General features: G+C 59.3%; 26 protein-coding genes. 20 read left to right on the top strand and 6 right to left on the bottom strand.

Annotated elements, in window-relative coordinates; translation table 11 throughout:
- The first annotated feature begins 4 nt into the window (after positions 1-4).
- Genes GAL_RS19940 through ccmI form a run of 3 tightly spaced genes read left to right on the top strand, consistent with a single transcriptional unit; the run spans position 5 to position 2,189 of the window.
- The gene (locus GAL_RS19940) at positions 5-571 is read left to right on the top strand and encodes a DsbE family thiol:disulfide interchange protein (protein WP_024099401.1); all 567 of its coding nucleotides are present in this window, start codon (positions 5-7) and stop codon (positions 569-571) included.
- Complete coding sequence (locus GAL_RS19935) at positions 568-1,041, top strand: cytochrome c-type biogenesis protein (RefSeq protein ID WP_024099400.1); 474 nt, start codon at positions 568-570, stop codon at positions 1,039-1,041. The genes GAL_RS19940 and GAL_RS19935 overlap by 4 nt, the downstream gene beginning before the upstream one ends.
- Positions 1,038-2,189: a c-type cytochrome biogenesis protein CcmI gene (ccmI, locus tag GAL_RS19930; RefSeq protein ID WP_024099399.1), complete on the top strand. Its 1,152-nt coding sequence runs from the start codon at positions 1,038-1,040 to the stop codon at positions 2,187-2,189. Before GAL_RS19935 ends, ccmI begins: the two co-directional genes overlap by 4 nt.
- Before the next feature lie 28 nt (positions 2,190-2,217).
- Here ccmI and GAL_RS19925 read toward each other — a convergent pair whose 3' ends face one another.
- Both GAL_RS19925 and GAL_RS19920 read right to left on the bottom strand, forming a co-directional pair.
- Entirely contained in the window at positions 2,218-4,347 is a 2,130-nt protein-coding gene (locus tag GAL_RS19925; RefSeq protein ID WP_040104441.1) for a protein-disulfide reductase DsbD family protein, read from the bottom strand.
- A 284-nt stretch (positions 4,348-4,631) separates the two neighbouring features.
- Entirely contained in the window at positions 4,632-4,934 is a 303-nt protein-coding gene (locus GAL_RS19920) for a DUF2933 domain-containing protein (RefSeq protein ID WP_024099397.1), read from the bottom strand.
- Between the two features lie 156 nt (positions 4,935-5,090).
- On the opposite strand from GAL_RS19920, the gene GAL_RS19915 reads away from it, so the two are divergent.
- The 7 genes from GAL_RS19915 to GAL_RS19885 all read left to right on the top strand — a co-directional run bounded on the left by GAL_RS19915 (position 5,091) and on the right by GAL_RS19885 (position 10,674).
- Complete coding sequence (locus GAL_RS19915) at positions 5,091-5,651, top strand: L,D-transpeptidase (protein WP_024099396.1); 561 nt, start codon at positions 5,091-5,093, stop codon at positions 5,649-5,651.
- A 28-nt stretch (positions 5,652-5,679) separates the two neighbouring features.
- Positions 5,680-6,138: a c-type cytochrome gene (locus GAL_RS19910; protein WP_024099395.1), complete on the top strand. Its 459-nt coding sequence runs from the start codon at positions 5,680-5,682 to the stop codon at positions 6,136-6,138.
- Positions 6,139-6,510: 372 nt separating this feature from the next.
- A complete protein-coding gene (locus GAL_RS19905; protein WP_024099394.1) occupies positions 6,511-7,104 on the top strand; it encodes a c-type cytochrome in 594 nt (197 codons plus the stop codon).
- A 2-nt stretch (positions 7,105-7,106) separates the two neighbouring features.
- Positions 7,107-8,024, top strand: coding sequence for a c-type cytochrome (locus GAL_RS19900; protein WP_024099393.1), 918 nt, complete (start codon positions 7,107-7,109; stop codon positions 8,022-8,024).
- 43 nt (positions 8,025-8,067) lie between these two features.
- Positions 8,068-9,462, top strand: coding sequence for a multicopper oxidase family protein (locus GAL_RS19895; RefSeq protein WP_024099392.1), 1,395 nt, complete (start codon positions 8,068-8,070; stop codon positions 9,460-9,462).
- Positions 9,459-9,941 (top strand): c-type cytochrome, encoded by a 483-nt coding sequence (locus GAL_RS19890; protein WP_024099391.1) that lies wholly within the window; start codon positions 9,459-9,461, stop codon positions 9,939-9,941. Before GAL_RS19895 ends, GAL_RS19890 begins: the two co-directional genes overlap by 4 nt.
- Before the next feature lies 1 nt (position 9,942).
- Entirely contained in the window at positions 9,943-10,674 is a 732-nt protein-coding gene (locus tag GAL_RS19885) for a DsbA family protein (RefSeq protein WP_024099390.1), read from the top strand.
- A gap of 42 nt (positions 10,675-10,716) precedes the next feature.
- Here the strand turns inward: GAL_RS19885 and GAL_RS19880 are convergent, their stop codons facing one another.
- The gene (locus GAL_RS19880) at positions 10,717-10,917 is read right to left on the bottom strand and encodes a heavy-metal-associated domain-containing protein (RefSeq protein ID WP_024099389.1); all 201 of its coding nucleotides are present in this window, start codon (positions 10,915-10,917) and stop codon (positions 10,717-10,719) included.
- Positions 10,918-11,069: 152 nt separating this feature from the next.
- Here GAL_RS19880 and GAL_RS19875 point away from each other — a divergent pair, with 152 nt between their 5' ends.
- Together GAL_RS19875 and cueR are read left to right on the top strand one after the other, a co-directional pair.
- The gene (locus GAL_RS19875) at positions 11,070-13,580 is read left to right on the top strand and encodes a heavy metal translocating P-type ATPase (protein ID WP_024099388.1); all 2,511 of its coding nucleotides are present in this window, start codon (positions 11,070-11,072) and stop codon (positions 13,578-13,580) included.
- A gap of 12 nt (positions 13,581-13,592) precedes the next feature.
- Complete coding sequence (gene cueR / locus GAL_RS19870) at positions 13,593-13,991, top strand: Cu(I)-responsive transcriptional regulator (RefSeq protein ID WP_024099387.1); 399 nt, start codon at positions 13,593-13,595, stop codon at positions 13,989-13,991.
- A gap of 21 nt (positions 13,992-14,012) precedes the next feature.
- Here cueR and GAL_RS19865 read toward each other — a convergent pair whose 3' ends face one another.
- Both GAL_RS19865 and GAL_RS19860 read right to left on the bottom strand, forming a co-directional pair.
- Entirely contained in the window at positions 14,013-14,777 is a 765-nt protein-coding gene (locus GAL_RS19865) for a MauE/DoxX family redox-associated membrane protein (protein WP_024099386.1), read from the bottom strand.
- Between the two features lie 12 nt (positions 14,778-14,789).
- Entirely contained in the window at positions 14,790-15,626 is an 837-nt protein-coding gene (locus GAL_RS19860; protein ID WP_024099385.1) for a DUF305 domain-containing protein, read from the bottom strand.
- 179 nt (positions 15,627-15,805) lie between these two features.
- Between GAL_RS19860 and GAL_RS19855 the strand changes: the two genes are divergently transcribed.
- The 4 genes from GAL_RS19855 (at position 15,806) to GAL_RS19840 (ending at position 19,109) form a co-directional block, all read left to right on the top strand.
- Entirely contained in the window at positions 15,806-16,387 is a 582-nt protein-coding gene (locus GAL_RS19855; RefSeq protein WP_024099384.1) for a L,D-transpeptidase, read from the top strand.
- 125 nt (positions 16,388-16,512) lie between these two features.
- Positions 16,513-17,775 carry a multicopper oxidase family protein gene (locus tag GAL_RS19850; protein WP_040104429.1) on the top strand — a complete coding sequence of 421 codons (1,263 nt, stop codon included), beginning with the start codon at positions 16,513-16,515 and terminating at the stop codon, positions 17,773-17,775.
- 140 nt (positions 17,776-17,915) lie between these two features.
- Positions 17,916-18,401, top strand: coding sequence for a disulfide bond formation protein B (locus tag GAL_RS19845; protein ID WP_040104428.1), 486 nt, complete (start codon positions 17,916-17,918; stop codon positions 18,399-18,401).
- A gap of 42 nt (positions 18,402-18,443) precedes the next feature.
- Positions 18,444-19,109 carry a L,D-transpeptidase gene (locus GAL_RS19840; protein WP_024099381.1) on the top strand — a complete coding sequence of 222 codons (666 nt, stop codon included), beginning with the start codon at positions 18,444-18,446 and terminating at the stop codon, positions 19,107-19,109.
- 87 nt (positions 19,110-19,196) lie between these two features.
- On the opposite strand, the gene GAL_RS19835 is transcribed toward GAL_RS19840, so the two are convergent.
- Positions 19,197-19,754, bottom strand: a complete 558-nt coding sequence (locus tag GAL_RS19835) for a hypothetical protein (RefSeq protein WP_233486466.1) — start codon at positions 19,752-19,754, stop codon at positions 19,197-19,199.
- A 397-nt stretch (positions 19,755-20,151) separates the two neighbouring features.
- Here GAL_RS19835 and GAL_RS19830 point away from each other — a divergent pair, with 397 nt between their 5' ends.
- The 4 genes from GAL_RS19830 (at position 20,152) to GAL_RS19815 (ending at position 24,582) form a co-directional block, all read left to right on the top strand.
- Positions 20,152-20,613, top strand: coding sequence for an EF-hand domain-containing protein (locus GAL_RS19830; protein ID WP_024099379.1), 462 nt, complete (start codon positions 20,152-20,154; stop codon positions 20,611-20,613).
- A 132-nt stretch (positions 20,614-20,745) separates the two neighbouring features.
- Entirely contained in the window at positions 20,746-21,132 is a 387-nt protein-coding gene (locus tag GAL_RS19825) for a DUF302 domain-containing protein (RefSeq protein ID WP_024099378.1), read from the top strand.
- A 105-nt stretch (positions 21,133-21,237) separates the two neighbouring features.
- The gene (gene lgt / locus GAL_RS19820; protein ID WP_024099377.1) at positions 21,238-22,158 is read left to right on the top strand and encodes a prolipoprotein diacylglyceryl transferase; all 921 of its coding nucleotides are present in this window, start codon (positions 21,238-21,240) and stop codon (positions 22,156-22,158) included.
- Positions 22,159-22,236: 78 nt separating this feature from the next.
- Complete coding sequence (locus tag GAL_RS19815) at positions 22,237-24,582, top strand: copper-transporting P-type ATPase (protein ID WP_024099376.1); 2,346 nt, start codon at positions 22,237-22,239, stop codon at positions 24,580-24,582.
- The last annotated feature ends 3 nt before the right edge of the window (positions 24,583-24,585 follow it).

Here is a 24,585-nt window from a genome sequence, read left to right as displayed (position 1 = left end):
GAAGATGAAACGTCTCACTGCCGGGCTGCCGTTTATTGCGGCGGTCATATTCGGGGGGTTTTTTCTCTGGGGGCTCAATCCCGACCGGGATCCCAATGAGATCCCTTCCGTCCTGATCTCGCAACCGGCCCCGGCGTTCGATCTCGATCCCGTGCCGGGGTTGGAGACACCCGGCCTGGCCCGAAGCGATCTTGTCGGCAACGAACGACCGGTCGTGGTCAATGTCTTTGCGTCCTGGTGCGTGCCCTGCCGCGCGGAACATGCCGTGTTGACACGCTTTGTCGAACGCGGGGGCATGCGGTTGTTCGGCATCAACTACAAAGACAAACCAGAGGATGCCGTGAAGTGGCTCAATGACCTCGGCAATCCCTACGAGCGGATCGGGTCCGACCTGTCGGGCCGCACCGGGATCGAATGGGGCCTGTCAGGCGTGCCGGAAACCTTCATCGTCGATGGCGGTGGTACCGTTTTGTTTCGCTATGTCGGGCCGGTCGTCGGTCCGGACGCCGTCGAACGGTTCACGCAAGCCCTGAAGCAAGCAGGCGCACTGCCAAATGGAGCAGCATTATGAGACAGTTGATTTTCGCGTTTTGCATCGGGCTCTTTCCCTTTGCCGCCAATGCGGTCGAACCGGACGAAATGCTGAGCGACCCGGTATTGGAACAGCGTGCGCGGGAGATTTCCAAGGATCTACGATGCGTCGTCTGTCAAAACCAGGACATCGACAGCTCGAACGCGGGTGTGGCGCGGGACTTGCGTCTGCTCGTACGCGAGCGACTGGTCACCGGAGACGCTGACACCGAGGTGATCGAATACATTCGGGCGCGGTACGGGGATTACGTGCTGCTGAAGCCGCCTCTGGAGCCTGCGACCTACGCGCTTTGGTTTGCGCCGATCGCTTTCGTCCTCATCGGGGTTTTCGTTGGTGGTGGGGTACTGATGAGTCGGCGAAAGCAAGAGGCATTTGAAGATTTGGGCTCGGAGGATGAAAACACCGTGTCCGAAATTCTCAGACGAAACGAAGCGGGGGATGCGTCATGATCTGGGGTATTTTCGGTCTTCTGACGCTGCTCGCAGTCGGAATTGTCCTCTACCCGCTGCTGCTGTCCAAATCGAACACTCTCACCAGAGGAGATGCGGTACCGGCGATCCTTGCCGATCAGATGCGGGAAATTCAACGAGACATGGACCGCGGTTTGATTTCTGAACAGGAAGCTCAAGCAGCCAGACTCGAGATCAAAAAACGGATCCTCGCGACGACCCGCAATTCGGGAGAAAAAACCGGATCATCCCGCAATGGCGGCAGAGTCACTCTCGTTGTCGCGGCGGTCCTCGCGCCGGTTATTGCCGCGGGCTACTATCTGACAATGGGATCGCCTGAGGTGCCTTCAATGGCCTTCGCTGCCCGTGCAGAGGAGCGCGCACAGACTGATGAAGTGACGGCGCTTGCAATACAACTTCGCGAAAGGCTTGTATCCGATCCGACCGGCGGCCCCAGCGAAGGGTGGATGCTGTTGGGCCAGACCTATCAGCGCATGGGCAGAACAGTTGATGCTGTCGAAGCATTTGAAGTTGTCGCCAAACGGGAGGATGCCACCTCCGCGACATTCTCTATGCTGGCGGAGGCTGTCGCGGTTGCCAATGATGGCGTTGTTATTCCACGGGCGAAATTGGCCATTGATCGCGCTTTGGAACTTGACCCATCCAATCCTGCGGCAACCTATTTCGAGTCTCTCTACCATCTTCAAAAAGAAGAGACGCGTAAGGCCTACGATCTGCTCGTTTCCCGGCTGAACCAGGAAAAGACGTTCGTGCCCTGGATGGAAACATACGTTTTGCAGATCAACCGGATTGCAGCGGCCGCCGACCTCCCGGTCGTCGATCTACCCAGCGGGCCGACATCACAACCCGGCCCGAGTGCGGCAGATGTTGCGGCGGCGTCAGAGATGAATGACGCGGACCGCGCGGAGTTCATCCGCTCGATGGTCTCGCGGCTGGCTGGGCGTCTTGAGGATGAACCGGAAGATCTGGATGGTTGGATGCGGCTGGCAAACGCCTATACCGTCCTTCAGGAGCAGGATCGCGCCATTGAGGCCTACCGTAAGGCTGAAGCGCTGTTGGAGCAGCAGCCCGCCAATGATCCTCGGCGTGCGGCGGTCCGCGCTGCGCTCGAGCGGCTCGGCGGCTGACTGCTGGTCGGTGTCCCGCCCGGGCAGATCACTCCTGTCCGGCAACCTTTGCGGAAACATCTCGACCGCTGGCTTGCGCCAAGGCGTCCATCACGTCTTCGGTCGTAAGCAATTCGGACAGCACAATGCCGTTTGGTGCCGACGGTCCATAGACGGCATTGAAAGGGATGCCATATCTGCCGAAACTCTCAAGGTAACGGGAAATGCGCGCGTCCGGGCGTGTCCAATCTGCCTGCATCGGCGTGACGCCTGGCCCGTCCAGCGTACTGCGGACCGGCTCCCGGTCGATAACAAGTGTCTTGTTCGCTTTGCAAGTCAGGCACCAGTCAGCTGTTACATCGACAAAGACGACCTCTCCTGCGGACACGCGTTTCGCTATGTCCGAACGGTCAAATGCGACCCAAGCCAACGCCGATTGCGACCCTGCACGGGCAGGCGCTGATTGCTGCAGGAGAGGACCCGCGGCAAGAGCCAGAACAAGACTGGCCGTGGCAATAGACCATCTGAATTGGGACTGCACATTCGGGAGGGACAAGATCAGAACGGCGAGACCGGAAGACGCCGCGACCGCGATGACGGAGGCCAGCCCGGCGACACCGTCGAGCACCCAGAACAGCCAAACGGCGGTTGCAAGCAGCAAGATCCCCATCAAGCTCTTGACGATCAGCATCCACCGGCCAGGTTTGGGCATGAACGCGACCAGACGCGGGAACGCGGCGATGACGAGATAGGGCAGGGCGAGGCCGAGCCCGAGGCTCGTAAAGACGATGAGAATGTCCACGCCACGCCCGGCCAAAGCAAAGGCCACCGCGGTGCCGAGGAACGGTGCCGAACAAGGCGTCGCCATGACGGCACCGAACATGCCGGTGAAAAAGTCGGCGGAATATCCGCTCCGCCCTCCGGTATCTGCAAGCCTTGTCTGCATGCCTTGTGGAAGGGCGAACTCGAACGCTCCGAACAGATTTGCCGAAAAGACGAGCAGGGCTGCGATCATCACCGCAAGAAATAGCGGACTTTGAAATTGCAGCCCCCACCCGACGCTGAGCCCTGCCGTCTGGAGCGCCCAAAGGATGAGCGCCAGACCCCACATGAACGTCATGATGCCAGCGGCGGCTGCGACGAAACCGAACCGGACACGGGTTGTGTCGTGATCTGTGTGTTTGAGCACAGACGACACCTTGATGGACAGCACCGGCAGCACGCAGGGCATCACGTTCAGGATCAATCCACCCAGCAGCGCGATCACGGCAATCCAGAGCAGTTCCATCATGTCCGGTGTCGTGGCGGCCAGTTCGAAGGGCGGTGCCGTACGTCGCGCCACGCGATCCGCAATCACGGTGAAGGCCCGGTTCTCGCCATCGGTGACGGTAATCGACGGCGCCACCGTCACATCCGTATTCGACGAGAGGATCGGCAAGCGCGCCCAAAGCAAATGATCCTCTTCTCCCAAACGTATATCGGGTTTGCCAAGCGCAACACCGATACCCAGTTCGGGAAACACATCCGGCGACTGGAGTGGTTCATCGACGCGCAGATTGACGATCAACTCCGTGAGGTCTTCGTCGATGAAGGCATTTGCCTCGCTGACGCCACCCGCCTCGGCTCCTTCGGGGACGCGCTCGGAAAACGTGCCAATCAGCCCAGCCGCAGTGCTGTCGATGCCGTTGCCGCGTCCGAGGCGAAGTGACAGGTCGAACTCTTCCGGGACACAGACATTGGAGCACACCAGCAGTTTGACTTGCGCGGAAAGAGTCACAGGTGCGCCGGGATCTTTGAGCGTTATGCGCAGCGGAAAGACGACTTCACCCGCATAACCAAAATTTTCGATGCCGAAGGCGGTGAAGCGTGTCGGGGAAGGCCACATGAATTCGACATCTGCGACGTTTTCGGAACCGCTCCATTCGACCGAAGGCGGTATTCCCACCTCTCCTGGCGACCGCCAATAGGTCTTCCAGTTTTCGTTCAGTTGGAGATGAAGTCCGGCGGAAAGAGTCTGCGTGTTCTTGGAAACACCGTCCTGTGCCGTGATGAGATGCGCCTTCAGCGGAGAGCTTTGATACGCGGCTGATGTCTCCGCCGAGCCACTGCCAGAGGAAAGCGCCAGGATCAGTGCGGGCAAAATCAGAACCCGGCGCAGTGTCGACAGGGTTTTCGCCAAGGATCCGCTTCCTTCCCTTAAAGCCGGCTCGGGTTGAATCTGCACCCGGAACTTTGTCTCAAAGACCGCCGACGGCAAAGCCTTGTCGACCATCAGAACAAACAACACGCGCTACGTCGGCAGAGGACGAGGATATCAACCGACACCCGTCGGGGAGGATGATCGATGCCTGCTTGGTGGAAACGATGACCTCCCGCTCGGGACAGTCTTCAAGACTTGCGGCGCATCCGCCAAGCGTTGTAATCGTCAGCAACCATGCGCTTGCTCGCATTTTCCCGCGCAAATTATCGCCTGTTGCGTGCAACCACGGGAATCGCAGAAGGCACGGACACGGGTGTTTCTTCGATACTGCCTTTCTCTTCGTTCGAATGGCACGACTTTCCCATAAATTTGTGCATCACGAGATGCGCCCCAACGCAAAGCAGCAGTGGCGCGAAAGCGGCTGCATTGCTCCACATACCCGCGAGTGTGCCGCCAGCAAGAAAAAAACCGGCGACAGGTAAGAGCATCACAATGCAACACGCCATCATTCCGTAATGCATGAGCCTGTCTGCGGTTGGCTTGTTCTTATGGTTCTGGTGGTCCATGTCGCCCTCTTGGCTGCTTATCTGCCGCCATTTGCGACCCTCCAGGGGGGCAAGGTCAAGGATACAAATGGATACACTTCTCGCGGCCTTGTCAGGTTGCCAGATGCCGGGTCTCGCGTAAAAGACGTGTGACAAAACCGAGGCTAGGAGTGTGTCATGACGTCTTTGCGGAATAACAAGATTAACCGACGACGCCTATTGGGTTTGGCGGCGGTTGCTTTGGCCGCCCCAAGCGTGGTTCGGGCCGAAGTCATTCGCCGCAATATCTCTTCTTTCCGAGTTCACGAGTGGCAAGACCATTTCGATACGCTTGGAAAGGGTATCATTATCTCGGACACGGAAACACGGGCTCTGCAGCATTGGACAGCAGATGGGTCAATGCGGATCTATCCGACATCCGTTCCTCTGACCGCTGAACTCACAAAACGCGGTTATACCGAAGTCGTGGAAAAGCGCAAAAACCCCAGCTGGGCGCCGACGCCCTCCATGCGGGAACGCAATCCAGAATGGCCGGCACGTGTCGAGGGAGGCGATCCTGCCAACCCTCTGGGTACCCGCGCATTGTATCTGTCCTGGCAATACTACCGTATCCACGGAACACAGGACACGCGAAAGATCGGTCGTCGGTCGTCAAATGGCTGCATCGGTTTGTTCAACGAACAGGTTGAAGAGCTTTACGAGCGGGTGCCCGTCGGCACTCAAGTCAAACTCATCTGACCCAAGAGACAAGGCGGAAGATACAGGCATGGACAAATTGACTGCGCTGATTGGTGCCGTTTTTGTTATCGGCGGGAGCGTTGCCGCTTGGCAGTTCATTGGTACGCAGGACACAGCAGTAGGCCACTCGATGACCCCACCTGACACGAGTGAGATCGCGCAAGGCGACCCCATCGTCCAGGTCAAGCTGCCTTCCGAGCTCTCAACGCAAGCAGCGATCGGCAAAAACATATTCGAGACCAAGTGTTCTGAGTGTCACGGCGAAAACGCTGCTGGACGCAACGATATTGCGCCGCCTTTGGTGCACAAGATTTACGAACCCGGCCACCATTCCGATATGGCCTTTGTTCTGGCCGCTCAGAACGGCGTGCGTGCGCATCATTGGAAATTCGGTAATATGCCCAAGATCGAGTGGCTGACCCAAGGAGACGTCAAGATGGTGGCTGCCTATGTCAGAGAACTACAGCGGGCCAACGGGATCAACTGATGCGTTGGTCGAAGACGAACAGATGGATCCTGTCGATCGTTTTTGGCCTGTTCCTTGTGGTTCTCGGTGTCCCTGAGGCACCAGCGTTCCATGGTGAATCGTCTTTGGCGCAAGAATCACACAGTCATGAAAATGTGGGGCCATCTACGAGCGAGGCCTCTGGTCACTGTCATCCGGGACTCGACTGTTCTGTTCCGGCAGCGTTGTTGTTCCCAGCAACGGTGGTTTACGAGCCTCATTTTATGAACGCCGTCATGCAAGACGGCGCGACCCAACGAACCGAAGTGCGCCCCGACAGCGATCCTCCACCCCCACGGAAGTGGGTCTGATTTCACACCCCTCTTAGAGCAGACCCATTAAAGGATCGAAGACATGAAAAAGACGACTATCGCAGCGGCAGTGTTGATTGCAGGAACCGCGGTTGCGGCATTTGCGCATAGCGGTGCCACGGGCATCGTAAAGGAACGCATGGATGCCATGGCCGCCATGGGAAAGGCAGTCAAAACCGTAGCCCCGATGATGCGGGGTGAAACGGCCTATGACGCAGAAACAGTGGGCGATGCAGCGCGCCTGTTCCAGCAGCACGCCGGCGAGAGCATGACAAAGCTGTTCCCGGAGGGCACGGGGGGCATGCCCTCGGAAGCCAAAGACGAGGTGTGGACCGATTGGGACCGCTTCGCAGCATTGGCAAGTCAGCTGGAGGAATACTCTGAGGGCCTGGAACGCGCAGCCGACAATGGATTGGGCGGCATGGGTGGCAATACCTCCACGGATGGCGCCTCGATGATGGGCGGCGGATCCATGATGGGAAGCGATACAACCATGATGGGCGGGAGCGCGATGATGGGCAGAGGCGGCATGATGGATGCCGCCGCCATTTCCGAAATGCCCGCCGACGCGGCATTCGCGATGACGACCCAGGTCTGTTCCGCATGCCATGAACGCTTCCGGGCGGAAGAAGACTAACCATGCGCCGGTTTTTGACACTCGTCAGCGGGGTCGCCGTGCTTGGCACGGCCGGCCTCGGCGCTGTTATTGCATGGCCTGTCGGCAGTGCAGTGACTCCGATTGCAACAGAGGGCAATGTCGACCGGGGCGCATATTTGGCGCGCGCCAGTGGGTGCATTGCCTGTCATACCAATTTTGAAGCGGGCGGCGCACCACTTGCCGGAGGGGCGCCGCTCGAAACCCCGTTCGGAACGTTCTATCCGCCCAACCTGACGACAGACCCCGAACATGGCATGGGCGAATGGACGGCAGAACAGTTCGCAAAAGCCGTGCGGCAGGGTATCGGCCCCGATGGAACGCCCTACTATCCGTCTTTCCCGTATACCTTCTATGCGGATTTTTCCGACCAGGATATCGCTGACCTATGGGCAGCATTTCAAACCGTGCCACCCGTAGACGAGCCCGCGCCGGTGAACGATGTCGAATTCCCATTCGACCAACGGTGGGGGCTGAAGCTCTGGCGAGCGGCGTTCTTCTACGATCCGGATACCGAACCGGTTGAAGGGCGAAGCGGCCCATGGAATCGCGGACGGGAATTGGTGCGCGGTGCGGCACATTGCGGAGCCTGCCATACGCCGCGCAATCTTGCGGGAGGCCGCGATATCGGTGCTTCCTTTGCAGGCAACGCCCAGCTTCCCGGTGGCAGCAAGGCACCCGCGATACGGCCAAAAGACCTGGCCAAAAATGACTGGACGGTTTCAAACCTCGCTTATGCGCTCCAGACCGGCATCACCCCTTCGGGCGATGCTTTCGGCGGCAGCATGGCGGAAGTCGTTCGCGAGGGAACTCAGTTTCTGACACCTGCCGATCGCGAAGCGATGGCGCTTTTCCTGCTGAACAAGGACACGGTCGAGGCGGAGAACTCCGCTTCGAACTAACATCACGCGGGGGCGACACGCCCTCGCTTTCTCGAGGATCGAAATGAAACAAACACGTCGGGATTTCTTGCGCCATACAACACTGGCGGCCTGCGCCGTGGCCATCCCACGGTCGGCTTATCCCGCAACCCCGTTCGAGGACGTGGTTGCCAAGGTTGCACGTCGACAGCTTCTTCCGGACACCTACCCGCAAACAGAGATCTGGGGCTATGACGGCCTTGTTCCGGCCCCGGAAATCCGGGTTGCACAAGGTGATCGGGTGCGTCGCAGGTTCCGCAACGAGGTTCCGGACCCCAGTTCGGTTCACTGGCACGGAATCCGGATCGACAACGCGATGGATGGCGTTTCAGGGCTGACCCAGAAGGCCGTGGCGACGGGGGCAACCTTTGACTACGACTTCGTCGTACCGGACGCCGGCACTTATTGGTACCACGCGCATAATCGCTCATACGAGCAAGTCGCGCGTGGTCTGCGCGGTGCCTTGATCGTCGAAGAGGTCGATGGACCGGACATCGACCGCGAGGAAGTCATCGTTCTGGAGGACTGGTTGCTCGACCCTGAGAGCGGGCAGCTGTTCGACAATTTCGAACAGCCCATGATGATGAGCCACGGTGGACGCATCGGCAACTTTATCACGACCAATGGGCGCTATGACCTGACCTTGCCTGCGAAGCGCAACGAACGCATTCGCTTGCGGATCATCAACGCAGCAAGCGCGCGAATTTTCCCGCTGACGCTCTCGGGGTTGAGTGGCTGGACGGTGGCCGTCGATGGAATGCCGATCGGCCAACCCCAGCAGATTGACGGCGAGTTGATCCTCAGCCCGGCACAGCGCGTCGACTTAATTGTCGATGTGACCGAAGACGAAGGCGGCGTGGCCCAATTGCTTCGCATCGGCGATGATGATCAACTGACCCCGCTCGTGAGTTTTCCTGTCGACGGCACAGCCAGTTCAGTACCAAGAGGCAAGCCACTGCCGTTGCCGCCGAACCCTGGGGCACACGCCCCGGACCTTGCCGATGCGCGTGATTTGCGGCTGGTCATGTCCGGCGGTGCGATGGGGCGGATGCAGTCTGCGCTGCTCGGCAGGGAACGTCTTGGATTCCGTCAGCTTGCCCAAGCGGGCAAGTTCTGGGCCCTGAATGATGTCGCCGATATGACCGACACGCCACTGGCCGATCTATCCCTGAACGAGCCGGTGCGCTTGAAGATCGAGAACCAGACCGTGTTCCCACATGCGATGCACCTGCACGGGATGCATTTCCGCGAGCTGCGTCCCGACGGCGCGTTCGGGCCGATGCGGGACACAATCCTATTGGCTGGCAACGTGTCCCGGGAGATCGCCTTTACGGCAGACAATCCCGGAAAGTGGCTGTTCCATTGCCACATGCTCAGCCACGCCGCGTCCGGCATGACAACCTGGATACGGGTCACATGAGGTATCTTGTTTGGTCCGTTCCGATCACTGTCGTCGCAGCCGCCTTCACGTATTGGCTCTCGACCAGTGCATCCTCGGATGTCGGCAGCGCGTCCAAGGCGGAGAGCTACGACATCGAAGAAGGCGCGTTGCTCTACGCAGACAACTGCGCGTCTTGTCATGGCGCGGATCTGGAAGGCCAGCCGGAATGGCGAACTTCCGGCGCGGATGGGCGCCTGCCAGCGCCACCGCATGATGAGACGGGTCACACCTGGCATCATCCTGACAGCCTGCTCTTCGATTACACAAAACTGGGGGGTGCGGCGCTGCTGGCGCGTCAGGGCGTCGAATACGACAGCGGAATGCCGGGTTTCGCAGACATTCTGACCGACCAGGAAATCCACAACATCCTGGCCTACATCCGGTCCACCTGGCCAGACCGCGTTCGCGAAGTCCAGGCCGCGCGAACAGAAGCCGACGAACAACGGGGAGAGAACTAAAATGCGTTTCAGACAAGCCTTCACGACGGTCGCGATAGCTGCCTTGCTTCCGCTACCGGTACTCGCCGACGAACTGTCAGAGTCCCGGGTCAAGGAAATTGTGCTCGAAGCAATCCGCGAGAACCCGGAGATTGTCATGGAGGCCGTCGCCATCCTTGAACAAAGGCAGGCGCAAGCGCAGGAGCTCAGTCAGGCCGAAGTTCTGAATGACCAGCGCGATCTGATCGAGAACGATCCGAATGCACCGGTTCTTGGCAACGCCGAAGGGGACGTCACCATCGTGGAATTCTTTGACTACAATTGTCCCTATTGTCGGCGGGTCAAACCCGAGATTCTTGCCTTGATGGACGCCGATCCCGACATTCGGCTGGTTTATCGCGAATGGCCCATTCTCGGAGACGGATCGGTCTTTGCCGCAAAAGCGGCCTTGGCAGCGCGCAAACAGGACAAGTATGAAGAGTTCCACTGGGCCATGATGGGCCTGCAAGGCCGCGCCGAAGAGGACTCCGTGCTGCGCGTGGCCAGGGAGATCGGCCTGGATATCGCGCAGTTGCGCAAGGACATGGAGGCCCCCGAGGTCGAAGAGCACATTGCGACCTCCATGCAACTGACTCAAGCTCTGGGAGTCAACGGCACGCCGTCTTTCGTGATCGGGGATGCGCTGGTCCCGGGCTTCGTCGAAAAGGCGCAGCTTGCCGACCTGGTCGAGGAAGCCCGCAAAGACGAAGACTGAAAGTTCCTGCCCGGACCGCCCCTGGGTGGTCCGGGCACTGCATCAAGCGGCCGCAGGTTCCACGTCATAGCCCGCATCCCGAATGATCGCTTGGACCTGATCGGCTGGTAACACGCTGTCGACACGCACTTGTCGGGCAGAAAGGTCACATTCTACGCCTGCATTCGGATCTGCGGTTTTCACTGCGCTTTCGATTGCTGCGGTGCAATGCCCACAGCTCATGTCCGGAACGCTGAACTTCATCGGAACCACTCCTTGATCTGATTTCTGCCGGTGACATGGGGCTTCCCCGCGCTGGAAGGTCAAGAGAAGAAATTTATTTGGCGCCCTCCCATTGACCCTCCAGTTACTGGAAGCCCTACATTCCACCTCGAATGGAAAAACAGGTGAAACATATGCCCGAACCCAAACAGATCAGCCTGCCGATCGAAGGCATGTCATGCGCGTCCTGTGTCGGCAGGGTCGATCGCGCATTGAATGCAATCGACGGCGTAGAGGATGTGTCGGTGAATCTTGCATCCGAAACCGCGCGTATGAGCGTGGACGCGCTCAAGCGCGTTCCGGAAGTCATCGAAACTCTCCGCGAGCTGGGCTACCCTGCGCGGACGGTCAGGGCCGAACTCACGATTGCGGCCATGTCCTGTGCCTCTTGTGTCGGGCGGGTCGGCAAGGCGCTTGCCGCGGTGCCCGGGGTGGTCGAGGTGAACGTCAACCTCGCCTCCGAGACGGCGACGGTGGTTTACGTCGAAGGTCTTGTCACGACATCCGATCTGATCGATGCAAGCGGCGCGGCAGGGTATCCGGCCACCGTGGCAACGGCCCAAGCCGGTGACGACAGGGTTGCGCGCAAGGAGGAAGAGGCTCTGGCGCTTGCCAAACGGGTCACCTTTGCAGCCATCCTCGCCTTGCCGGTCTTTTTGATCGAGATGGGTGGCCACGTCATTCCGGCCGTTCATATGCTTATCGAGACCACGATTGGTCAGCAGACGAGTTGGCTTCTTCAATTCGTTCTCACGACAATCGTTCTCTTCGGCCCGGGCCGGACGTTTTACACCAAGGGTTTCCCGGCCCTATTCCGGGGCGCGCCCGACATGAACAGCCTCGTCGCGGTCGGCACCGGGGCGGCTTACTTCTATTCCGTAGTTGCGACATTCGTACCATCGGCCTTGCCTGACACGCTGCGCTCTGTCTACTTCGAGGCGGCAGCGGTCATCGTCGTCCTCATCTTGCTGGGGCGTTTTCTTGAAGCGCGCGCTAAGGGGAGAACGGGCGCGGCCATCCAGAAGCTGCTGGGGCTTCAGGCGCGGACCGCACGCGTGATGCGGGACGGTGAAAGCATAGAGATCGAGATCGATGCGCTAGTTCAGGGTGACATCGTCATCGTGCGCCCTGGTGAACGCATCGCGGTTGATGGCGAGGTCATCGAGGGGACCAGCCGCGTCGACGAAAGCATGCTGACAGGCGAGCCGATTCCCGCTGAAAAAAGTGCCGGAGATCCGGTGACCGGCGGGACGGTCAATGGTGCCGGAAGTCTGCAATTCCGCGCCACGCGGGTCGGCGCCGACACAACCCTGGCGCAAATTATTCGCATGGTCGAAGAGGCCCAGGGCGCCAAGCTGCCGATCCAGGGATTGGTCGACCGGATCACGCTTTGGTTCGTACCTGCCGTCATGGCGATCGCGGCGGCGACCGTGCTGGTCTGGCTGGTTTTCGGGCCTGATCCGGCCCTGACAATGGCGCTGATCGCCGGTGTGTCGGTGCTGATCATCGCGTGCCCCTGCGCGATGGGGCTTGCGACGCCGACCTCGATCATGGTCGGGACGGGACGTGCTGCGGAAATGGGTGTCCTGTTCCGCAAGGGCGACGCCTTGCAGCAACTTGATTCCGTTGATGTGGTCGCCCTCGACAAAACAGGCACGGTGACCGAGGGGCGACCCGCACTGACTGACCTGGTGCTGGCCGAAGGGTTCGATCGTTCAACAACGCTCTCGAAGATCACCGCCGTGGAGTCGCTCTCCGAGCATCCTGTCGCGGACGCCATCGTCCGTGCCGCGCGGGCCGAGGGCGCACCTCTTGCGGGGGCCGAAGGCTTTCAATCGGTCACAGGTTACGGCGTGCGCGCCGTGGTCGAAGACGTGGAGGTGTTGGTTGGGGCCGACCGCTACATGGCGCGCGAAGGCATTGACGTCTCGGCATTGACTCCAGAGGAAACGAAGATCGCAAGCAAGGGTCGCACGGCGCTTTACGCTGCCATAGATGGACGTGTCGCCGCCGTGATCGGCGTCGCCGATCCGGTCAAACCGGCAAGCCGCGCAGCCATCGCAGCGCTGCACGAGAAGGGTCTTGCGGTTGCGATGATCACAGGGGACAAACGCGAAACCGCCGAAGCCATCGCCCGCGAAACCGGCATCGACCATGTCGTTGCCGGCGTTCTGCCAGACGGCAAGGTCGCGGCGCTTGACGGTTTGCGCGAAGGGAACAAGCGCATCGCCTTTGTCGGCGACGGGATCAATGACGCCCCGGCGCTGGCGCATGCCGATGTGGGTATCGCCATTGGCACCGGCACTGATGTGGCCATCGAGTCCGCGGATGTCGTCCTGATGTCCGGCGATTTGCGCGGCGTGGTGAATGCCTTCGAAGTGTCGCGGCGAACCATGCGAAACATCCGGCAGAACCTGTTCTGGGCCTTTGCTTACAATGTCGCGCTGATTCCGGTCGCCGCCGGGGTGCTTTATCCGGCCTTTGGGCTGCTCCTGTCACCAATTCTCGCGGCGGGCGCGATGGCGTTGTCGTCGGTGTTCGTTCTAACCAATGCCCTGCGCCTGCGAGGTATCGCGCCGGCGATGGACGAGCAGCGCGCAATCCCGGCAGAGCTGGCAGCTGTCACTCCTGCTCCAGCAGAATAACGGAGGTTCGACATGAACATCGGAGACGTTTCCCGACAATCGGGTGTGCCCCCAAAAACAATCCGCTACTACGAGGAAATCGGGCTGATCCGCCCGAACCGAAGTGAGAACGGCTATCGCGCATTCACCGAGAACCACGTTCACAAGCTGGCGTTTCTCGGTCGAGCACGGGCCTTGGGGTTCACCATCGAAGATTGCAGGACGCTTCTGGCTCTCTACGAGGATGAAAACCGCGAAAGCATGCAGGTGAAGGCGGTGGCGGAAGAGCATCTTCGCCAGATTGAGGAGAAGATAGAGAAGCTGCAATCCATGAGAACGACGCTTACCGATCTTGTGGAGAAATGTGCCGGGGATCATCGTCCGGATTGCCCGATCCTCGCAGATCTCTCACCTGTACAATTGTCCGAATAAACGGGGCCGGTTCGGCGCGTTTCAGAACCAGATTGCGCGGACCGGCATCCAGATACCCATGAAGATCATCATCAGGTTTTCGGTCAGCGAGATGAATCCCAGCGGCACGGAACTGTCCCCGCCGACGCAGGCGCATTTCAACTCTCGTTTTTCAATGTAGACAGCCTTGAACACGCTGACAGCGCCGACCGTGCCGATGAACAAGGCGACAGGCGCCGAGAGCCACAGCAGCGCACCGGCAGTCATCAGGATACCTGCCCACGCTTCGCCGAACGGGTAGACCTTGCCGTAACGCACCCATTTGCGCGCCAGCAGATCGTAGTTGAGGAACATCGTCGAAAACCCTTCGACATCCTGCAATTTCTGGATCGCGAGAATGGTCATGGACAGCGAAATGAACCATTCGAACCCGCGCAAGGTAAAGACCGACCCGTACTGGTGCCAAGACAGGCCCAGTGCCAATAGCGCGGCGACGGAAAAGATCGCGATGACCGGCTGGTAGGTCGTGTCGCTTTGCTCTTCCTTGGGCGGGTCAATGTCGAAAAACACCCTGAGATCATCGTAGCCGCCGATCCGTTCGCCGCCGATGAAGGTCTGCGGCGTCGTCTCGACGCCATGCTTCTTCATGAAGGCATCGTTGTCTTCGCGGCTCTCAAGCGGATGGTCTTCCACCTCGAAGCCCTGCCGTTCCAGCAGGTCTTTCGATTTCAGACCGTAGGGGCAGACATGGCCCGGCATGACCATGCGATAAAGCTGCGCGGATTTACTGTCTGTGTCCCGGGGCATATGCTTTCCTCCTTATCCGGCGCAGGTGAATTGACCACGGAACCCGGCTTCGTAGTCGGGTTCCGCGCTGACGATCAGATCGGTCAGGTCACCGTCTGTCTCTACGATCTCGGCCGATAGCGGGCCTTGAGAAAACGCATTTTCGCCCTGCGCATCCAGGCGCACCAGGTCACCGCTGATCTTCATCGCGGCCCCAGTCCCTTCGCCGGTCTCACCGGTCACCAGCACGGCTGGACTGTCCGAGGTGTAGGCAAATCGGCAGTCTCCACCATTCGGGAACACCGCTGCGATTTCGTCTTCCGTCAGAAACTCGGGATCGATTTTTGACACGACCTCCGTTTGAAGCGCCTGTTGCGCATCCACGACCTGTACCGGCGTTCCGGTCGGCGTGGCCGATGCCTCACCGTTTGCGCCAATGTCAGCAATGAGGTAGCGCATTTCGGCGATTTCTTTATCTTGGGCATAGATGATGTCGTCTGCCAGCCCCCGGACGCGCGGGTCGGTGATCTCGGCACGAGTCGACGTCATGATGGCGATCGAGTGGTGCGGGATCATGGCGCGCATGTAGGACCTGTCCTGCACCGTAAATTGCCCGCGTACCAGCCAGAGGCTTGCCGCAAAGACAAGTATGGCGCCCCCGAAGATCGCGATGTTGACCTTGGTGTTCTGATACATGGACAACATGTAAGCCAACATGATCACGGCCATGGTCGCCCCCATCAGGATGGCCATGTAAAGGCGTGTCTCCGAAAAGAAGATATGGCCCCAAAGATAGGTGTTCAGGTACATCAGAACGAACATGACCACGGTCGATGTTCCGATCATCATAAAGAATCGTGAGTAGTGCATTTCCAGTCACCTTCTTGCAGTTCTCTGTAAAACAACAACATTCCAGCGCTGGAGAGTTCCAAAAGCGCGAATTTTCGTAGTTTCAAGGCAACAAAGGCGCGTCGTTTGCCCCGGTTCACGGCTTCTTTTCTTTGCCCCTGACGCGCACTGAATTTTCATGGGTCCGAGGAGATCGCGCCATGCAGAATTTCACGAGACGAGAATTGATTTGTGCCGGAGCGTTGGGTTGCTTGCTGCCGACAACTGGCTGGGCCCACAAAGTCAAATTGCCCGAACGGTTCGAACCGCAATTGATAAACACCCGTCGTGATGACTGGATGAACGGGGACATCCACGTCGTTCCCGACGATTTTTTCCTCTATTTCATGCTCGAGGACGGGATGGCGATCCGCTACGGGGTCGGGGTAGGGCGCAAAGGTTTGTACGAACCCGGAGAGTTCACGGTAGCGCGCAAGGCCAAATGGCCATGGTGGCGGCCAACGAACGCCATGATCCGGCGCGAGCCACATAAGTACGCGAAGTACAAGGATGGGCTGAAAGGCGGGCCAAACAACCCGCTTGGGGCCCGCGCGCTCTATCTCCATGATGATGAGGGACGCGATACCTATCTTCGCATTCACGGAACGAACGTCCCCGAGACAATTGGGTCGGCCGTGTCGAATGGATGCGCGCGATTGACGAATGAGCATGTGAAGGATCTGTACGATCGCGTTGAAATCGGCGCTCGCGTCTTTCTCTATCCCAAAGTGACAACGGCGTGAGGAGCGCTCTGTCGCCTTGAAGCTCCTCCACCGGAAATGGCACAAGCACAGCAGTTGGCGGAAGCCAGTCCATCATTCATGAGGTGACGGAATTGTCTTTGAGCCGGAGGTCTTTCCTTGGCGGTATGACCGCTGCGCTGGCTGGTACCCGCTTGCCGGCGGCGACATCCGAGTTGATCCTCGCACCCCAATCGATCAAGGTGCGCCTTGCTGGGTACAACGTGTCGATGTTGGGCTTCAACGGTGGTCTTCCGGGTCCTGAAATCAGAGTGCGACAGGGACAAACCGCCCGCATTACCCTCGACAACCGATTGGAGGAGGGCGCTCTTGTTCACTGGCATGGGTTGCGGGTTCCAAATCGGATGGATGGTGTCAACGTTCTCACTCAGGATGTGGTCATTCCGGGCGACTCGTTTCGTTATCAATTCGGCGTCCCGGATGCCGGCACGTTTTGGTATCACTCGCATTACCTGTCTTACGATCAGGTCAGCCGCGGCCTTTTCGGCGCCTTCATCGTCGAGGAGCAAAATGCGCCGGCTGTCGACCATGACATTGTTGTTCAGTTCTTCGATGTCTTGTTGGATCAGTCCGGACAGTACGACGAAGGGTTCAACCCGGCTCATTTCGCGACCGAGGGCCGTATCGGCAATACGGTCACGGCGCTTGTTTCCAATGGAACCAGCAAGAATGTGAGACAAGGCGACCGCCTGCGTTTGCGCCTGATAAATCCCTCTATCGACAGGGTTTACCGTGTCGGGCTGGACGGTCTGGCAGGCAAGATCGTTGCACTGGATGGTATGCCCCTGGCGCAGCCACAGACACTCGAACCCATCCTCCTAGCTCCGGGGCAAAGATGCGATGTGATTGGTGATGCGACCGGGCCTATTAGATTCGACGACAGCTTTGGAGAGCGGACGTTGAGCCTTGGCGAAATCGCTGTTTCCGGCTCTCGTGACCCTGCGAAAGTGCCCATCACCGCGTTGCCCGCCAACCGAATGCCCGCCCCGCAAGACCCCGGCCAAACCGCGGAGCTGGTGCTCCAGGGAGGTGCGGGAAGCGCGTCCCATAACGGCACTGGAACATGGGCGCTCAATGACGTATCTGGACTGCCTCGAACCCCTTTCCTATCCGTCGCGCAGGGGACGACCGTGCGCATTTCAATCCGCAACGAAACCGGGTTTCCACACGTCATGCATCTGCATGGCCACCATTTCTGGGAACTCGATGCGGCGGGGGAAGCCGGTCCATACCGGGACTCGACCTTACTGGATATCGGCGAGACGCGGGATATTCTCGTCGTCCTGGACAATCCGGGATCCTGGATGCTGCATTGCCACATGTTGAGCCACCAAGCCGACGGTATGGCAACGTGGATCAGAGTCGGCTGAGGGTCGAGACGGATACATACCGTTACAAATCTCTGAATGATAACAGGCCTTTTGCCGTCTACGTAACCTGACAAGCGAGAAACAGGTCCATCGATTGCCAACGGGAGCGTTCATTGACCCTGACACCAAAATCTCTCGGCATGACTGCGGCGGCAGGATCAGCCGCCTTGCTGTTAGGGGCCTTCGTTTTCCAGGCTCTTGGGTACGCGCCGTGCGCAATGTGCATCTGGCAACGCTACCCACACGCAATCGCCATTGGAATGGGCGCTCTGTTGCTCTTTGCTCTGCCGATTTTGCCAATCCTGATAATCGGTGCCCTGTCGGCACTCAGCACATCCGCGTTGGGAATGTTTCATACCGGTGTCGAGCGCGGCTGGTGGGAGGGACCGACTTCTTGCACGGGATCCGGCCTCGATGTTTCCCAAATGTCGGTATCGGAATTGCTGCCCTCTGCGAGTTCAAATGCGTCCACTCTTGTTCTGTGCAATGAGGTTGTCTGGGAATTTCTGACGTTGTCCATGGCCAGTTGGAACGCGATCCTAAGCGGTGTCCTTGCTTGCCTCTGGTTGGTCGCGATCGCAAGACATCAAAAGGGTCGATGGCATGGGGTCGCGGACGTTTCTTGAATCGTCTCGCATTCATCGAAAACAAACAAAGGGCTTCGCTTCATGGTTACAAGACGACACTTCCTTGCACTTTCCGGCTCGCTGTTTTCAGCTTCTCTGAGTTCGCCAGCATTCGCTAAGACCTGGCCGACAACAGCCGAAAAAGCAGCTTGGGATGCGCAGGTCACGCCCGCCAACTATGACCCGGCAACAACCAACCCATGGGGGCTGCATCCCAGGCTGCTGCCGCAACGCGTTTTGGCGAATGACGGTTTGCGCCCGGGTGACATTCACGTCGATGCGATCGCGCGCTATCTGTACCATATCGAGGAAGATGGCACCGCGATGCGCTACGGGGTCGCGATTGCCAAGGGCGATCTCTATGAACCCGGCACCTATACGATCCGCCGAAAGGTCGAATGGCCGCACTGGACGCCAACACAGTCAATGATCGAACGCGATCCGGAGGCTTACGAGCGGTTTGCCGACGGTATGGAGCCCGGCCCCAACAATGCCTTGGGCAGCAGGGCTTTGTATCTATTCGTCGGAGATCGGGATACGTACCTTCGAATTCACGGAACGCCGAGCCCTCGCAGCATTGGCGGCCGGGCCAGTTCGGGATGCGTGCGCATGGTGATGGCCCATATCAATGATCTCTATCCGAATGTCGCTGTCGGATCGACGGCGTTCCTTTACTCGGCCGAAGACAGCGTTACCGCTCGAAGCTGACCTATTCGTAGGACAGAGAATCTTTGGCTCACACGCCGAGTACCGCGTCGTGCAGGGACAACTTGCAACGAATTGTTGGACGAACACTCAAGGCCGCGTCGCAAGTGAATTTTCGAACTGTGCGATCGCTACGGATTTGTCGTCCTCATCGTTCTCGAACAGCTTTGTGGTTCGCACGCCCGGCAACTTGCCAAAATCCGCCATCAGGCGCTTTGGAAAAAATGTGCGTCCAATGGATTCAAATCCTGGTAATTGCCTTAGGATCGCAGAAGTACTGACGCTACAAAAGCCTGAAGCAGCCGGACCGTTTGCCAATGCAAGTTGCAAGGCGCGCTCCGCGACTTCGGGGGACACATCGATCTCTTGTATGACGACATGGTAGGTCTCCCGTGCATGAGCCCGTGCGTAAAAATCGGCCACTTGTGGAGTAATGCCATAAAGCACATCTCCCCGTTCCGGTACCGCGCTCAGCCGGACCGTTCCTGCCGGATCGAAGATAACGCGCTGCGACCCATTGATCATGACGCTGGTATGCGCACCCGCTCCGGACCTGTTATTGATCATAGTGTACAGCGTCAACGCGGCCGGTCCGTCGTGACTGTAGGATGCACTACTGATGACTTCGGCTGAAGCATCAGGGCGCATGTCGTTTCCTGCACCGCACCCCGCCAAAATCACCAAGGCAAGCACCAAGAAAATGCGGTTCAAAAAGAGCAACTTGCAGCCTCCTGCCATGGGTTGAATGACTGAATTTTCGGGAACATCAGGGCCTCTGCCACTCTCGACACCAACTCTTCCGAATTTCACTTCCACCGAAACATGGTTTCGGTGTCAGTTGGTACACGACTCCTCGACAGGTTTTTCTCTGGATATCGCATGTCTTAGATGAAGAGGAGCGTTCGCCCCGAATTGATTTGTCGCAGTTTGTAACAGACCCCGCCTTTGTGACCTCGCGATACAAAACACCGGCTCGCGTGGTATTCCGCATCTGCAGGTGCATCCCATATAGTGGGTATCGCAACACTGACACGAGGTGATCGAAATGAAACGCAACACTTTACTCGCTGCAATGACCCTGGCTGCAACCGCCTTTGGTGGCGCGGCCTTCGCGGATGCCAACCATGGGCACGGTGGGCAGCTTGGTGCCCAAGGTGGGGCAGGCATGATGCAAATGTTCGACACTGATGGAGACGGCACAACCACGCCGGAAGAAATGCGCACGCGGCTTCAGGCCAAGCTTTCCGAGTTTGACAGCGATGGGGATGGAAACCTCTCGATTACCGAGTTTGAAGCTCTCCACAGCGCAATGATCCGCGAAATGATGGTGGATCGTTTTCAGCACCTCGATGCCGATGGCGACGGCGCGGTGACGCCGGAAGAGATGGCCGCTCCGGCCGATAGGATGGAACGGATGCAGATGATGCGCTCGAACATGGCAGATGCGCCTGCGAGGCCCGGCAACGGTCAGGGCATGGGCAACGGCTCCATGATGGAGGACAACTGAGCCAATGAGTGCCGGATTTTCCGGCACCCGACGCCAAAACCGTTCTCGGCCGGGACATTGAACCGGACCGCGACCTGAACCGTTTAGCCTCGATATGCCAAAAAAAATAGAGACACGGAAAGGAAAATCCCCATGGCCTATACCTATGATCGCGTCCTGAAAGACACCAATATCGATGACGCAGAATTGCGTGTTCGGGATGCCCTGGCAGACAAGGGCTTCGGCGTTCTGACTGAGATTGACGTCAAAGCGACGATGAAAAAGAAACTTGATGCGGACATGCCGCCTTACCGCATCCTGGGGGCCTGTAATCCGGGCATGGCGCACAAAGCCATCGAGATTGAGCCTCGCATCGGTGCGATGCTTCCCTGCAATGTCATCTTGCGGCAAGTGGACGGCGACACCGAGGTCAGCGCGGTCGATCCTGTCGCTTCGATGCAGGCGGTGCAGAACCAAGACCTGGATGCGGTCGCCGGCGAAGTCCGCGATCTCCTGCGGGACGCCCTCGACACCGCGTGATTGCGGGATGGGCGTTGGATGCCCTGTCGCAGATCGAGCGCGTTTAGCGGTGCTCGATCAATGCCATCTAATCCCCACGTAAATTGCTTATGAGGAACTCACCCAGTGCTGCCAGCGGGATTGCCATTTCCGGATATTGGAACCGACCTCTTCTCCTTCGACATCGGGGGGGTCACATTCGCACTCCGCTGGTACGCGCTAGCCTATATCTTCGGTATCCTGATTGGCTGGCGCATTTGTTTGAGTGCCATAAGCCGTCCCGCGCTCTGGACGTCAGCTGGACCGCCGCTTGACCGAACGCAGATCGAAGATCTTCTGACGTGGATCATCATCGGTGTGATTGCTGGTGGTCGCCTGGGCTTTGTACTGTTCTACCAGCCCGCATATTATCTCGCCAATCCCTTGGAAATTCTGATGGTCTGGCAAGGCGGCATGTCTTTCCACGGGGGGTTCGCGGGCGTTGTAATCGCGGCCTTGCTGTTCTGCCTTAGACAGAACGCGTCATTGCTCAGCACTGGCGACTTGCTGGCTTTGGCAACACCACCAGGCTTGTTTCTTGGGAGGCTGGCGAACTTCACCAACAATGAGTTGTGGGGGCGTCCAACGGACGTTCCCTGGGCGGTGATCTTTCCCGGCGAAGTCGCGCAGGCCTGCCCAGGGGTTAGCGGCCTCTGCGCCCGACACCCGTCCCAGCTGTACGAGGCGGTATTGGAGGGGCTCATTCTTGGAATGCTGCTCATTTATCTCGCTTGGGGCCGGGGCTGGCTGAAAATGCCCGGTGCCTTGGCTGGCGTGTTTCTGACCGGCTATGGTCTTGCCCGGAATTTCGTCGAGATGTTCCGGCAACCGGACCAACAGTTTGTGACGGCGGACAACCCGATTGGCCATGCGCTCCATTTTGGTGAGTGGGGTTTGACGATGGGCCAGTTGCTCTCCATGCCGATGGTGTTGGTCGGGCTGGCGTTGATCGTGCTCGCCCGACGGGAACGGGGCCGGACAGCGCCACCCCGCAGATCCGCAATGTAATCACCATACTGATCTCTCTTGACCCTCCTGTGGATGGAAGCCTTAGGCAAGAGAAGCATTCTCGGAAAGGACCGCAAAATGAGCACCCCCGACAGTTCTGAAACCACAGCAGCTTCTTCGGTATTCGTTTGCCCAATGCACCCTGAGGTGCGGCAGGTTGAGCCCGGCAATTGTCCGAAATGCGGGATGCATCTCGTGCCGGAATCGGAGCTCGAGGTCCATTCAGCACATGATCATCACGACCACCAAGCAGGTGCCGCGCCGGCGGATGGACGATATGATCTGGTTCCCCAAGGGCATGATGGTCCCATTTACACTTGCCCGATGCACCCTCAGGTGCGGCAGCCTGATCCGGGCGCGTGCCCGATCTGTGGCATGGGGTTGGAACTGGAATCCGGTGTGCCGGGCGATGAAGGTCCAAATCCCGAACTGGTGGATTTCACACGGCGGTTCTGGGTCGGCACAGTCCTGACGATCCCGCTCCTTGTCCTCACGATGGGGCCATTCGTCGGTTTCCCCGCAGTCCGGACTTTTTTTGGCGAAGGCACCACACAATGGATCGAATTGATCCTGGCAACGCCAGTGGTCTTGTGGTGCGGCTGGCCGTTTCTGGAACGCGGATGGATTTCGTTCCGCACATTGAACCTCAACATGTTCTCCCTGATCGGCATGGGCGTTCTTGCCGCCTGGCTCTTCAGCGTCGTTGCCGTTCTCGCACCGGACATATTCCCTGATGGGTTCCGAGACTCCGAAGGCCATGTCGGCGTCTACTTCGAGGCGGCGGCGGTGATCGTGACGCTCGTGCTGCTCGGTCAGGTGATGGAATTGCGCGCACGTGAAGGAACCGGCAAGGCGATCCGTGCGCTACTCGATATGGCCGCCAAGACCGCGCGGGTCATGCGGGACGATGGCTCCGAAGAGGAGATCCCGCTGGAGGACGTACAGGTCGGCGACCGGCTGCGCGTACGGCCCGGTGACAAGGTGCCTGTCGATGGCGTGGTTCTGGACGGCCGGTCCTCGATCGACGAAAGCATGATCTCCGGTGAACCTGTGCCGGTCGAGAAGACCGAAGGCGACCCGGTAACTGGTGCGACGATCAACGGCACTGGCAGTCTGGTGATGGAGGCGACGCGTGTCGGGTCCGACACGATGCTCGCGCAGATCGTCGAGATGGTGTCGAACGCGCAACGCTCGCGCGCACCGATCCAGAAGTATGCCGACAAGGTGGCGGGATATTTCGTTCCGGCCGTGATCGGTATCGCGGTCCTGTCCTTCATCGCGTGGGCGGTCTGGGGGCCATCCCCGGCGCTGTCCTACGCATTGATCTCGGCTGTCGCCGTGTTGATCATCGCCTGTCCCTGTGCGCTCGGCCTCGCCACGCCGATGTCGATCATGACGGCAACGGGGCGGGGGGCCCAGGCCGGGGTGCTGATCAAGAACGCCGAGGCGCTGGAGCGGTTCGAGAAGGTCGATACCCTGATCGTCGACAAGACCGGCACGTTGACGATGGGCAAGCCGCAGCTTGTCGCCGTCCTGCCGCAACCCGGTCACGACGAGGCCGAGGTCCTGCGTCTCGCCGCATCGCTGGAGCGCGGATCGGAACACCCCCTCGCTGAGGCCATCGTGCGCGGCGCGGAAGAGCGCGATGTGAAGATGGCGGACGCGGACGACTTCGAGGCGGTCACAGGAAAGGGCGTGAAGGGCGTCGTGGGCGGCAAGGCGGTCGCATTGGGCAACCTGGCGATGATCCGGGACCTTGGCCTTGAGGCCGGCGACCTGACCGCCAAGGCAAATGCCCGTCGCGACGAGGGCGAGACGGTGATGTTCGTGGTGCTGGATGGCGAGATCGCGGGTCTCGTCGCTGTCGCCGATCCGGTGAAGGAGACCACGCCCGCCGCCATCAAGGACCTGCATGCACTGGGATTCCGCGTCATCATGGCCACCGGTGACAACGAGCGCACGGCCAAGGCGATCGGCGCACGTCTCGGCATTGACGAGATCCGGGCCGACGTGCTGCCCGAGGACAAGGCGCGGATCATCAAGGAGTTGCAGCAGGAGGGCCGCAAGGTGGCGATGGCCGGCGATGGCGTCAACGACGCGCCGGCCCTGGCCCAGGCCGATGTCGGCATCGCCATGGGCACCGGGGCCGATGTGGCCATCGAAAGCGCGGGCATCACGCTGGTCAAGGGCAACCTCGACGGTATCGTGCGCGCACGGCGGCTCGCACGGGCCACCATGCGTAATATCCGGCAGAACCTGTTCTTCGCACTGATCTACAACGCCTCTGGCGTGCCTGTCGCGGCGGGGGTGCTGTTTCCGTTCTTCGGCATCCTCATCAGCCCGATGTTTGCCGCCTTCGCCATGAGCGCCTCGTCGATATCGGTGGTGCTCAATTCGCTGCGCCTTCGCGGCGCAAAGATCTAGAAA

The organism is Phaeobacter gallaeciensis DSM 26640 (assembly GCF_000511385.1).
Lineage (GTDB): Bacteria > Pseudomonadota > Alphaproteobacteria > Rhodobacterales > Rhodobacteraceae > Phaeobacter > Phaeobacter gallaeciensis.
Note: the sequence above shows the minus strand (reverse complement) of the source record. Positions and strands in the feature narration are given on the sequence as shown.